11 protein-coding genes and 2 tRNA genes are annotated in these 12,037 nt (G+C 50.4%); 1 reads left to right on the plus strand and 12 read right to left on the minus strand.

The window, feature by feature from the left end; all coding sequences use genetic code 11:
* Positions 1-36: 36 nt before the first annotated feature.
* From infB to rlmE, 11 genes are all read right to left on the minus strand, one after another.
* Positions 37-2,712 carry a translation initiation factor IF-2 gene (gene infB, locus ACFO3I_RS08745; RefSeq protein WP_377333404.1) on the minus strand — a complete coding sequence of 892 codons (2,676 nt, stop codon included), beginning with the start codon at positions 2,710-2,712 and terminating at the stop codon, positions 37-39.
* A gap of 26 nt (positions 2,713-2,738) precedes the next feature.
* Positions 2,739-4,235: a transcription termination factor NusA gene (gene nusA / locus ACFO3I_RS08750; protein WP_377333406.1), complete on the minus strand. Its 1,497-nt coding sequence runs from the start codon at positions 4,233-4,235 to the stop codon at positions 2,739-2,741.
* A 28-nt stretch (positions 4,236-4,263) separates the two neighbouring features.
* Positions 4,264-4,719: a ribosome maturation factor RimP gene (rimP, locus tag ACFO3I_RS08755; RefSeq protein WP_377333408.1), complete on the minus strand. Its 456-nt coding sequence runs from the start codon at positions 4,717-4,719 to the stop codon at positions 4,264-4,266.
* A 239-nt stretch (positions 4,720-4,958) separates the two neighbouring features.
* Positions 4,959-5,035: transfer RNA gene (locus ACFO3I_RS08760), tRNA-Met, on the minus strand.
* An 81-nt stretch (positions 5,036-5,116) separates the two neighbouring features.
* Positions 5,117-5,201 (minus strand) — tRNA-Leu (locus tag ACFO3I_RS08765).
* 11 nt (positions 5,202-5,212) lie between these two features.
* Positions 5,213-5,536: a preprotein translocase subunit SecG gene (gene secG, locus ACFO3I_RS08770; protein ID WP_377333410.1), complete on the minus strand. Its 324-nt coding sequence runs from the start codon at positions 5,534-5,536 to the stop codon at positions 5,213-5,215.
* Complete coding sequence (tpiA, locus tag ACFO3I_RS08775; RefSeq protein WP_377333412.1) at positions 5,536-6,282, minus strand: triose-phosphate isomerase; 747 nt, start codon at positions 6,280-6,282, stop codon at positions 5,536-5,538. The genes secG and tpiA overlap by 1 nt, the downstream gene beginning before the upstream one ends.
* A gap of 72 nt (positions 6,283-6,354) precedes the next feature.
* On the minus strand, positions 6,355-7,689 hold the full coding sequence (gene glmM, locus ACFO3I_RS08780) for a phosphoglucosamine mutase (protein WP_377333413.1): 1,335 nt from the start codon (positions 7,687-7,689) through the stop codon (positions 6,355-6,357).
* Complete coding sequence (folP, locus tag ACFO3I_RS08785) at positions 7,682-8,524, minus strand: dihydropteroate synthase (protein ID WP_377333414.1); 843 nt, start codon at positions 8,522-8,524, stop codon at positions 7,682-7,684. The genes glmM and folP overlap by 8 nt, the downstream gene beginning before the upstream one ends.
* Before the next feature lie 62 nt (positions 8,525-8,586).
* A complete protein-coding gene (gene ftsH, locus ACFO3I_RS08790) occupies positions 8,587-10,497 on the minus strand; it encodes an ATP-dependent zinc metalloprotease FtsH (protein WP_377333416.1) in 1,911 nt (636 codons plus the stop codon).
* Between the two features lie 71 nt (positions 10,498-10,568).
* Positions 10,569-11,198 (minus strand): 23S rRNA (uridine(2552)-2'-O)-methyltransferase RlmE, encoded by a 630-nt coding sequence (gene rlmE, locus ACFO3I_RS08795; protein ID WP_377333418.1) that lies wholly within the window; start codon positions 11,196-11,198, stop codon positions 10,569-10,571.
* An 83-nt stretch (positions 11,199-11,281) separates the two neighbouring features.
* Between rlmE and yhbY the strand changes: the two genes are divergently transcribed.
* Complete coding sequence (gene yhbY / locus ACFO3I_RS08800) at positions 11,282-11,578, plus strand: ribosome assembly RNA-binding protein YhbY (protein WP_377333420.1); 297 nt, start codon at positions 11,282-11,284, stop codon at positions 11,576-11,578.
* On the opposite strand, the gene ACFO3I_RS08805 is transcribed toward yhbY, so the two are convergent.
* Positions 11,575-11,973, minus strand: a complete 399-nt coding sequence (locus ACFO3I_RS08805) for a hypothetical protein (protein WP_377333421.1) — start codon at positions 11,971-11,973, stop codon at positions 11,575-11,577. The genes yhbY and ACFO3I_RS08805 overlap by 4 nt on opposite strands.
* Positions 11,974-12,037: the final 64 nt, after the last annotated feature.

The following is a 12,037-nucleotide window of genomic DNA, read 5'->3' on the forward strand; positions in this document are numbered from 1 at the left end:
TAACCCCTGCCGATTTCTGTATCGAACTTTCTGCTGTTACAGCGTACGTTCTATCTGAACCACTTCGAAGACTTCGATTTGGTCGCCTTCACGCACGTCGTTGTAGTTCTTCACACCGATACCACATTCGAAGCCATTACGAACTTCAGAGACGTCGTCTTTAAAGCGACGCAGTGATTCCAGTTCACCTTCGTAGATCACCACGTTATCACGCAGAACGCGGATTGGTGCGTTACGTTTCACGATACCTTCGATCACCATACAACCAGCGATAGCACCGAATTTCGGTGAACGGAACACGTCACGAACCTGAGCCAGACCAATGATCTGTTGTTTAAACTCAGGCGCCAGCATACCGGTCATCGCCGCTTTCACTTCGTCTAACAGTTCATAAATGATGCTGTAGTAACGCAGATCCAGGTTTTCGTCTTCGATGATCTTACGCGCAGAGCCTTCAGCACGCACGTTGAAGCCGATCACGATGGCGGATGAAGCAGCTGCCAGTGTGGCGTCAGTTTCAGTGATACCACCCACACCGCTACCGATGATCTTGATTTTCACTTCATCGGTCGACAGTTTCAGTAAGGAATCCGTGATCGCTTCAACAGAGCCCTGAACGTCTGCTTTCAACACGATGTTCAGTTCGGACACATCGCCTTCAGCCATATTGGCAAACATGTTTTCCAGTTTGGCTTTTTGCTGACGAGCCAGTTTCACGTCGCGGAATTTACCCTGACGGTACAGGGCAACTTCACGGGCTTTACGTTCATCACGCACTACTGTCACTTCATCACCAGCAGCAGGTACACCAGACAGACCTAAGATCTCAACCGGGATAGACGGGCCAGCTTCTTTGACTTCTTTACCGTTTTCATCGCGCATTGCACGAACACGGCCATATTCGAAACCACAAAGCACGATATCGCCTTGCTTCAGTGTACCTTCCTGAACCAGGATAGATGCCACCGGACCACGACCTTTGTCCAGGCGGGATTCAATCACCACGCCACGGCCCATACCCTCACGTACAGCGGTCAACTCCAGTAATTCAGCCTGAACCAGTAACGATTCCAGTAAGTTGTCGATACCGATACCTGCTTTGGCAGATACTTGAACAAACTGAGTATCACCACCCCACTCTTCCGAGATCACGCCGTATTGAGATAACTCGTTACGTACGCGGTCCGGATCCGCTTCTGGCTTATCAATCTTGTTCACTGCGACCACGATAGGCACACCAGCTGCTTTCGCGTGCTGAATGGCTTCTTTGGTTTGTGGCATCACGCCATCGTCAGCTGCAACTACCAGCACCACGATATCCGTGGCTTTGGCACCGCGGGCACGCATGGAGGTAAAGGCAGCGTGACCTGGGGTATCCAGGAAGGTGATCATGCCGCGGTCAGTATCGACGTGGTAAGCACCGATATGCTGGGTAATACCCCCGGCTTCGCCTGCGGCAACCTTAGCTTTACGGATGTAGTCCAGTAATGACGTTTTACCGTGGTCAACGTGACCCATGACGGTGACAACCGGGGCGCGAGGCTCCAGCTGGCCTTCGCCTTCACGGTCTGACATTACGGTTTCTTCCAGCTCGTTTTCTTTGGTCAGAGTGAACTTGTGGCCCATCTCTTCACACACGATAGCGGCAGTTTCCTGGTCAATTACCTGGTTAATGGTCGCCATGGCGCCCATCTTCATCATCACTTTAATCACTTCAGACGCTTTCACAGCCATTTTGGCTGCCAGCTCTGCCACAGTGATGGTTTCACCAATTTTTACTTCACGCTCAACCGGCTGCGCAGGCTTGTTAAAGCCATGCTGCATACTGGTTGGGGTTTTCTTTTTCTTGTGCCGATTGGCGCGGTTAAAGGCGTCTTTATCATCCGCGTCATCTTTTTTCTTCGCTTTGCCGGCAGGCGCTTTGCTCTTACCGCTGCGACGGCCACCACGTTCATCACGTGAATCCGCTTCGTCTTCCGCCTGTTTGGCGTAAGCGTTGCTGGTCAGGTGGTAATCGTCTTTCTCTTCTGTTGAATCTTCTTTTGACCAACGCTCAGCGTTTTCTTCAGCCAGACGGCGAGCTTCTTCAGCCTGACGCTGGGCGTCAAGTTCCAGCTTACGCAGGCGTTCAGCTTCTTGCTGTGCCTTAATGCGTTCAGCTTCGCGTTTCGCTTCTTCTTTAGCAGCTTTGCGGGCCGCTTCTTCCGGATCGTCTTTATGACCAGCTTTAGCGGCTTCATCACGTCGTTTGGCTTCTGCTGCTTTGCGCTCAGCTTCTTCTTTCGCTTTACGCTCCGCCTCGTCCTTCGCTTTCTTCTCAGCAGCTAAACGTTCCTGCTCGTGACGTGCAGCTTCAGCTGCACGTTCTTCTTCCTGGCGGGCCTCTTCAGCTAAACGAGCTGCATCGTCACCAAAAGGACGTTTCACGTAGGTTTTTTGCTTGCGCACTTCTACCTGAACTTCGCGGTTACGACCAGCGCCACCGGACACGCTCAATGTGGTTTTCTCTTTACGCTGCAATGTCAACTTGGTTGGCTCAGCAGACTGACCACCATGGGCCCGGCTTAAATGATCCAATAAAGAGCGTTTTTCGTCTTCACTGACCATCTGGCCAGCGGATTTTTGAATGCCTGCATCAGCAAACTGCTGGATTAAACGGTCAACAGTGGTGTTGACGTCACTGGCCAGTTTCTCAATAGTTACATCTGTCATGTCAGTGTTTTCCTCCGTTTACCCAATCAGTTCTGTTCGTTAAACCAGACGATGTTACGGGCAGCCATAATCAGCTCAGCCGCTTTTTCTTCTGACATTTTTTCAATTTCGATCAAATCATCTACTCCAAGCTCAGCCAGGTCGTCGAGAGTGACAACACCTTTGCTGGCTAATACGTACGCAGTGTGTGTGCCCACACCTGGCAGGTTGATCAGCTCTTCACTCGGAGCTGCACCTTCCAGCGATTCTTCGCTGGCCAGAGCTTTAGTGGTCAATACTGCTTTTGCGCGTTTACGCAATTCTTCGACTGTGTCTTCGTCCAGACCGTCAATGGCCAGTAATTCGCTGACTGGCACATAGGCGATTTCTTCCAGTGAAGAGAACCCTTCATCGACCAGCACGCCAGCGAAATCTTCATCAATTTCCAGCGCGTTCATAAAGAGGTTCAGCACTTTAGAAGTTTCTTCCTGGTGCTTTTCCTTCATCGCGGTCACTGTCATTACGTTCAGTTCCCAACCGGTCAGCTGACTGGCCAGGCGTACGTTTTGACCGGCACGGCCGATGGCCATGGCCAGGTTGCTGTCTTCCACCGCGATGTCCATAGCATGAGCATCTTCATCCACAATGATCGAAGCCACTTCAGCAGGAGCCATCGCATTGATCACGTACTGGGCTGCGTTATCATCAAACAGCACGATATCAACACGCTCACCACCCAATTCACCGGATACAGCCTGAACGCGCGAACCACGCATACCCACGCAGGCACCCACAGGGTCGATACGACGATCGTTGGTTTTTACTGCTATCTTGGCACGCAGACCTGGGTCACGGGCTGCACCACGGATTTCGATCATCTCTTCGCCGATTTCCGGCACTTCGATGCGGAACAGTTCAATCAGCATTTCCGGACGGGTACGGCTTAAAAACAGCTGAGCACCACGGGCTTCTGGTTTTACTGCGTACAGCAGACAGCGGATACGGTCGCCCGGACGGAAGGTCTCGCGAGGCAGCATTTCTTCTTTGGCCAGCATGGCTTCGGCATTGTTGCCTAAATCCACGATGATGCTGTCACGGTTTACTTTCTTCACCACACCAGTGACTAACTCGCCTACCTGGTCGACATAAGCTTCAACAACTTGTGAACGCTCTGCTTCACGTACTTTTTGCACAATGACCTGTTTGGCCATTTGCGTCGTGATACGGTCGAAGGTGATGGACTCAATCTGTTCTTCAACGTAGTCACCTACATTCAAAGACGGGTCGTCATACTGAGCCGCAGATAAGGTCATTTCGCGGTACGGGTGTTCTTGCACCTGGTCATCCGGGATCACTTGCCAACGGCGGAAGGTTTCATAAGCACCGGTTTTACGGTCGATCGCGACGCGAACTTCAATATCACCTTCATTTTTCTTTTTGGTGGCAGCTGCCAGCGCATATTCCAGCGCCTGGAAAATCTTTTCACGTGGGACCGATTTTTCGTTGGACACTGCGTCCACAACCAATAAAACTTCTTTAGCCATCTTATTATGCCTCGCTATGACCCGTGTATCAGAACACAGGAACCAGGTTTGCTTTATCTACGTTATCCATCAGCAAACGGTAGGGTTTGCCATCCACTTCAACTACCAACATATCGTCTTCGATTTGTGTCAGCAGCCCCTTAAACTTGCGACGGCCATCCTGAGGAATAGCCAGTTTCACTTCAATTTTCTGTCCCACCACTTTGGTAAAGTGCTCCGGTGTGAACAACGGACGGTCTAAACCAGGTGATGAAACTTCCAGGAAATACTCAGTTGGAATTGGATCTTCAACATCAAGAACAGCGCTGACTTCGCGGCTGACCACAGCACAATGGTCAACATTCACGCCTTCCGGGTGATCAATATAAAGGCGCAAGGTCGAGTGCTTACCTGCCCTTATCAATTCAATCCCCAACAATTCAAAGCCTGCCGCTTCCACTGTAGGGGCAAGCAGATCTGTTAATTGCTGTTCTTGTTTAGTCAAAGAGACCTCCAGACATCAGAAATAAAAAAAGGGCTTAGCGCCCAGAATTTTAGTACAACTCAATTGCAGATATAAAAAAGCCCCGAACAAGCGGGGCGAATTTAACTCTGACTGAAAACTGATATCGCCAATCAGTTTTCTGAATTCTTGTACGCGCACTGCGTATCGGGCTATTCGCCAAGGTTAACGAGAGTAACTTGCTATGCAAAGTAGCCTCTCTGGATTAACGTCGGAAAAATTGGTTGCGGGAGCCGGATTTGAACCGACGACCTTCGGGTTATGAGCCCGACGAGCTACCAGGCTGCTCCATCCCGCGTCCGTAAAACGCGCACATTATATAGCCCTGGTCTGACTATCGCAAGGCAGAAATCGTTCTGTTCTTGCTGTGCATTAATATTGGTGCCGAGAGCGGGACTTGAACCCGCACGCCCGAAGGCACTACCACCTCAAGGTAGCGTGTATACCAATTTCACCATCTCGGCTGAATTGAGGGTTAGTTCCCTACCGGGATTTCAGACTCTGGCTTTTTCTGGTCAGCCTGCTCTGTCGTCGGCGTCAGGTTTTCCCATTCATCCGCTTTTTTCACATGCGTGGTGCTCAGGTTACCCAGCAGCAGGCTCAGTGCAAAAAACAGAGTCGCTAACACTGTCGTAGTACGTGTCAGGAAGTTACCTGTTCCGGAGGAACCGAAAATAGTAGCAGAAGCACCAGCGCCAAAAGAAGCGCCCATATCCGCACCTTTACCATGTTGGATCAAAACTAAGCCAATCAGGGCAATAGCAACCAACAGATATAACACAAGAAATAATTCGTACATTATTCACCTTTCGCACTGAGGCAAATTGCAGCAAATTCTGCTGCATTTAAACTGGCTCCACCAATCAGAGCCCCATCAACATCGGCTTGGGCAAAAAGTGCCTCGCTATTGCCGGCGTTTACGCTGCCACCGTATAAAATCCGAAGGGCTGCGGCCGCGTCAGCACTGTACTGTGTCAAATGCTGACGAATAAATGCGTGCACTTGCTGAGCTTGTTCTGGAGTGGCCGTATTGCCAGTACCTATGGCCCACAAGGGTTCATAAGCAACGACGGAGGCCTCTAGCCATTGAGGCTGCGCAGAATACACCGCATCCAATTGCTCTGCAAGCACCTGAAAAGTTTTTTCTTCCGAGCGCTGACTGGCGGTTTCCCCAATACAGAGAATAGGTTTCAAACCAGCGTCTAACGCCTGTTCTACCTTTTTCGTGACCTGCTGATTGGTTTCACCAAACAAGGTTCTGCGCTCTGAGTGCCCGACAATCACATGGCTGGCACCAGCCTGGGCTAGCATAACGGCAGAAATTTCACCGGTAAAGGCACCAGCAGCCTGTTCGCTCAGATTCTGAGCACCCAAGCTATAGTGAGGGTGTTTTGGAAAGTTCGGCAGAAAAATTACCGGAGGACAGATCAAAATATCCGGCAAGCTTCCTGATAACGCCGCCAAGCTGTCGCTGACCTGATGTGCCAGGCACTGATCACCATTCATTTTCCAGTTTGCGACGACCAAAGGCTTGCGCTGTCTCATAATATTGCCCCGAGCTGAAACCGGGCGAGATGGTAACTAACCTCGCCCGCTCAGACAAGTTAAAGTAGTGGTTTAACTGGCAATCTTAACTGAGTCGGCTATTTTTTGTGCCATTTTTTGTACTTCATCCTGTACTCTTCCTTCAACCATTACACGAATTAAAGGTTCAGTCCCTGATTTGCGAATGAGAACCCTGCCCTGACCAGCCAGTTCTTTTTCCACTTGTTGAATCACATCTTTCACATGCTGGTTTTCCAACGGCGCAGTGCCCTTCTCAAACCGGACATTGATCAGTACCTGCGGAAGTTTATGCATGCCTTGGGCTAGATCAGCCAACGACAAGCTGGCATTCAGCATTGCGGCCAGCACTTGCAGTGAGGCTATAATGCCGTCACCAGTACCGGTGTGGTCCAGATTGAGCACATGGCCAGAGTTTTCCCCGCCAATACGCCAGCCTTTTTGCCCCAGCATTTCGACCACATATCGGTCGCCTACCGCAGAGCGGGCGAAAGGAATATCCAATTCTGCCAACGCAATTTCAAGACCCATATTACTCATCAGGGTGCCGACCACACCACCTTGCAGTTTGTCTTGCTGTTTGGCGTTGCGGGCGATGATATAGACAATTTCGTCCCCATCGATCACACGCCCTGTATGGTCGACCATCATCACGCGGTCACCGTCACCATCATAGGCAATCCCCAGGTCAGCATGGCTTTCCACCACAGTTTTTTGCAGCAAATCAGTATGGGTTGCACCACAATGGTCGTTGATATTCAACCCATTTGGCTGAATGCCGATGGCCGTCACATCAGCGCCTAATTCACGAAACACGCTGGGGGCAATGTGGTAGGTTGCACCATGAGCACAATCAATGACAATTTTTAAGCCGCTCAGGTTGAGATGGTTGGGCAAATGGCTTTTACAAAACTCTATATAACGCCCTGCCGCATCATCGATACGCTGAGCTTTCCCGAGCCGCTCGGAAGGCTCACAGACCATTGGCTGCTCCATCGCCTCTTCAATGGCTAATTCAATATCATCCGGTAACTTAGTACCGTCTGCTGAAAAGAACTTGATGCCATTGTCATAATAAGGGTTGTGCGAAGCACTAATCACAATACCGGCCTCGGCACGGAAGGTACGTGTCAGGTAAGAAACGGCAGGGGTCGGCATAGGACCTAATAATCGCACATCCACACCGGCAGCGACCAAACCAGCTTCCAAAGCCGTTTCCAGCAAATAACCTGAGATGCGGGTGTCTTTACCAATCAGTACTTTACGAGTGCCACGCTGTGACAATACGCGCCCAGCAGCCCAGCCCAATTTCATTGCAAATTCCGGCGTAATAGGAAATTCACCCACCTTGCCGCGCACACCATCAGTTCCAAAATACTTCCTAGCCATGCTCTACTCCAAATAAGGCGGCTTGTGCAACCGCGACTGCTTGCACTGTCTCTTTGACATCATGCACCCGAATAATATGGGCGCCTTGCATAACGGCTATTGTGGCACAGGCCAAACTGCCTGCCAAACGCTGGTCTGTCGGTAATTCCAGCAATTGACCAATCATTGATTTTCGCGACATCCCGACCAACACAGGGTAATTTAACTCCAGCAAGGCTGACAGTCCGCTTAACAACTGGTAGTTGTGTACCAGCGATTTACCAAAGCCAAAACCTGGGTCCAGCATGATTTGCCCAGCAGCCACTCCGGCCTGGATACAGACATCAGCCCGCTGCTGCAAAAACTGACTAACTTCTTTCACCACATCAGAGTACTGCGGTGCCTGCTGCATAGTCCTGGGCTGGCCCTGCATATGCATCAAACACACTGGTACCTGTGTTTGTGCCGCCAACTCCACCGCACCTTCGTCTTGTAGTGCCTTAATGTCATTCAGAATGTCTGCCCCTGCTTTGACGGCTTCCCGCATCACGGCTGTTTTGCAGCTGTCGATGGAAATTACGCAGTCCAGCTCTTTGCGCAGCAATTCAATCACCGGGATCACACGATCCAACTCTTGCTGTACTGAAACATCTTCAGCACCAGGCCGGGTCGATTCGCCGCCTATGTCCAGTATCATGGCGCCGGCGTCCAACATGGCGGTAGCTTGAGCCAGCGCAGCATCCTGACCAACAAAGCAGCCGCCATCAGAGAATGAATCCGGGGTCATGTTTAAGATGCCCATCACCTTGGGTCTGGACAGATCTAATTGCCGCGCTCGCGGCAGTTGCAACAACATAAAGCACTCCGTTAAAGCACAAACCCCGGTCAAGCCGGGGTTTGTTTAGTCAATCAACATGGTTACAAAGGGTTGTCTGTTGAAGGTTCTGTCCCTGCAATAGTTTCTTTCGTTTCAGGTTCATCATTCTTCGGGCCTTTGTTTTGATCCTTTGGTTCCCAATTCTCAGGCTCGCGCACCGGACGGCGCGCCATCAGGTCGTCGATCTGCTTGGCATCAATAGTCTCATAGGCCATCAGACAGTCTTTCATCGCATGCAGAATATCCATATTCTCTTCGATCAGCTGCTTAGCTCGGGCATAGTTCCGATCGATAAAATCACGGATTTCCTCGTCAATAACTTTGATCGTCTCTTCCGACATATGGCGGTTCTTGCTGACCGAACGGCCTAAAAATACTTCGCCTTCTTCTTCAGCATACAACAGCGGACCCAGCTTGTCTGAGAACCCCCATTGGGTCACCATCTTGCGGGCTAAGTCAGTTGCACGTTCAATATCGTTCGATGCGCCCGTTGTGATGGCTTCAGGACCGTAAATCACTTCTTCGGCAATACGGCCACCAAAAAGTGAACTGATCATGCTTTCCAGGAAACGTTTGGAATGGCTGACGCGGTCACGCTCTGGCAGGTACATGGTCACCCCCAGTGCACGGCCACGCGGAATGATACTGACTTTGTACACAGGGTCGTGTTCAGGAACAAGGCGACCGACAATAGCATGACCTGCTTCGTGGTAAGCGGTCATTTCCTTCTCTTTTTCCGTCATTACCATAGAACGACGTTCGGTACCCATCAGAATTTTATCTTTGGCCTTTTCGAATTCGTCCATCGAAACCACGCGGCGGCTGGCGCGAGCAGCAAATAATGCAGCTTCGTTCACCAGGTTGGCCAGGTCTGCACCTGAAAAACCTGGTGTACCACGGGCGATCAGTGACGCATCAACGCCATCAGCCAAAGGCACTTTGCGCATATGCACTTTCAGAATTTGTTCACGACCACGCACATCCGGCAAGCCCACAACCACCTGACGGTCAAAACGGCCCGGGCGTAACAATGCAGGGTCCAAGACATCTGGTCTGTTGGTTGCTGCGATTACAATGATGCCTTCGTTACCATCAAAACCATCCATTTCAACCAGCATTTGGTTCAGTGTTTGTTCGCGCTCGTCATGACCGCCACCTAAACCAGCACCACGCTGACGGCCTACCGCATCAATTTCGTCGATAAAGATAATGCAAGGAGCTGCCTTTTTGGCCTGTTCGAACATATCCCGTACCCGGCTGGCGCCGACACCAACAAACATCTCAACAAAGTCAGAACCTGAAATAGTGAAAAACGGCACTTTGGCTTCACCGGCAATGGCTTTAGCCAACAGGGTTTTACCTGTACCTGGAGGGCCGACCATCAGGACGCCTTTCGGAATGCGACCACCTAATTTCTGGAAACGAGAAGGGTCTTTTAAGTAATCGACCAGTTCCGTTACTTCCTCTTTGGCTTCGTCACAACCGGCAACGTCAGCAAAAGTCGTTTTAATCTGGTCTTCGCCCATCAGACGAGCCCGGCTCTTACCGAACGACATGGCGCCTTTGCCACCGCCGCCCTGCATCTGGCGCATAAAGAAAATCCAGACACCGATCAGCAGTAACATCGGGAACCAGGAGATAAAAATCTGACCCAGCACACTAGGTTGCTCTGGTGCAGTGCCGGTGAAGGTAATGTCATTTTTGTACATGTCATCAACCAGCTTCGGGTCGTAGCCCATTGGGATCACGGTTTCAAAGCGGTCACCTGAGCGTTTCACACCGGTGATTAAACCACCCTGTTCTTTCACTTCACGGATCTGGCCCTGATTAGCTTCTTTCAGGAATTGGGTATAACTGATTTGCCGCTCGGATTTGTCCGCCGGTCCAAAGCTGTTAAAGACCGACATTAACACCACGGCAATCACTAACCAGACGATCAGATTTTTAGCCATATCACTCAAGGTAGGAACCTCTTAGTTACCAAAACAAATAATTACGAACTGATGGATCTGGCGCTACTTTACTAAACTTTAAAGCCAGTCGCCACGATATATGTCTCGCTGGAGCGAGCGCGGGACGAATCCGGTTTACGAATTCGTACTGCAGTGAATACATCCCGCACCTGTTTGACATAGTCATCAAAGCCTTCGCCGTGAAACACTTTCACCACAAAAGCACCATTCTTTTTCAACACTTTATGGCACATATCCAGGGCCAGCTCCACCAGATACATACTGCGGGACTGGTCTACTGTTGCATTGCCACTCATATTCGGCGCCATATCGGACAGCACCACATCCACATTGCGGCCACCGATCCGCTCAAGCAACGCATTAAGCACCGCATCTTCGCGGAAATCGCCTTGTAAAAAGGCCACTCCGGCCAGAGGATCCATCGGCAGAATATCACAAGCGACCACACAGCCAGTTGGACCCACCAAGCGCGCTGCAAGTTCAGACCAACTGCCTGGTGCTGAACCTAAGTCTACGACGGTCATGCCGGTTTTGATCAGTTTGTCTTTGTCCTGAATTTCGTCCAGCTTAAAAGACGCTCTGGAGCGCAGCCCCAGTTTTTGGGCTTTTTGTACAAATGGATCGCTGACATGCTCCTGGATCCAACGCGATGAGCTGGCGGAGCGTTTTTTCTTGGTCATCTTTCTACTCTTAAATAGTCTTCCACGGAAGATGGCGGTACAATACGCTATTTTCAAGCTTTCCCAACTGGAAAACCCGATTTATGAACTTAAGCAATAAACAAAAACAATTTCTTAAAGCCAAAGCACACGAGCTGAAACCTGTGGTTCTGCTGGGCGGCAATGGTCTGACTGAAGGTGTCATGTCAGAAGTGGATCTGGCATTGAACCACCATGAACTGATCAAAGTGAAAGTGCCTAGCATCGACCGTGAAGAAAAAATTGCCATCATGGACGCGATTGTGCGCGAATCGAAAGCACAAAAAGTGCAGGTAATTGGCCACATTCTGGTGCTGTTCCGTCCATCTGATGACAAGAAAATCCAGTTACCGCGTGGTTAAAGCCGGATAAATCCCGCCTGAATTAACGACTGGCGGGCCTCTTCTTCATTTGCAGCTACATGACGGGTCAGGTCTAAAGGCTTTTCCGCATCCGTCGCTTTCAGATACTGCCAGGTCAGTATTGGATCAGCCGGCAATAAAATTTCTACGTGCTTCAGATTTCGAGCCAAAGCCCAGACTGAGTTTTCCTGCAGCAGGGTAAATGCCTGCGCCGGGCTTGGTTGCCACAACTGCATATCCAGTACAACGGCCCAAGGCTCGTGCACAACAGGCTGCACCGTTTCTCTGAACGCTTTGATGTATTCTTCAGTTTGCAACACAGTGGACACACCTATGGCTTTCACCCAAAGCACCCGCTGTTCCAACTTCAACTGATAGGCCTTATGAAGCAACAATACATCTCCTACTTCTGGCAATGGCTTGGTCAAGCCAGATTCACTACTGATACTACCCTGTTGT

The organism is Rheinheimera marina (assembly GCF_042654345.1).
Taxonomy (GTDB): domain Bacteria; phylum Pseudomonadota; class Gammaproteobacteria; order Enterobacterales; family Alteromonadaceae; genus Pararheinheimera; species Pararheinheimera marina.

Excerpts from the sequence above, each read along its gene's own strand:
- yhbY (WP_377333420.1), top strand. The coding sequence starts at position 11,282 with ATGAACTTAAGCAATAAACAAAAACAATTTCTTAAAGCCAAAGCACAC.
- nusA (WP_377333406.1), bottom strand. The coding sequence starts at position 4,235 with ATGGCTAAAGAAGTTTTATTGGTTGTGGACGCAGTGTCCAACGAAAAA.
- secG (WP_377333410.1), bottom strand. The coding sequence starts at position 5,536 with ATGTACGAATTATTTCTTGTGTTATATCTGTTGGTTGCTATTGCCCTG.
- folP (WP_377333414.1), bottom strand. The coding sequence starts at position 8,524 with ATGTTGTTGCAACTGCCGCGAGCGCGGCAATTAGATCTGTCCAGACCC.
- ftsH (WP_377333416.1), bottom strand. The coding sequence starts at position 10,497 with ATGGCTAAAAATCTGATCGTCTGGTTAGTGATTGCCGTGGTGTTAATG.
- rlmE (WP_377333418.1), bottom strand. The coding sequence starts at position 11,198 with ATGACCAAGAAAAAACGCTCCGCCAGCTCATCGCGTTGGATCCAGGAG.
- glmM (WP_377333413.1), bottom strand. The coding sequence starts at position 7,689 with ATGGCTAGGAAGTATTTTGGAACTGATGGTGTGCGCGGCAAGGTGGGT.
- infB (WP_377333404.1), bottom strand. The coding sequence starts at position 2,712 with ATGACAGATGTAACTATTGAGAAACTGGCCAGTGACGTCAACACCACT.
- tpiA (WP_377333412.1), bottom strand. The coding sequence starts at position 6,282 with ATGAGACAGCGCAAGCCTTTGGTCGTCGCAAACTGGAAAATGAATGGT.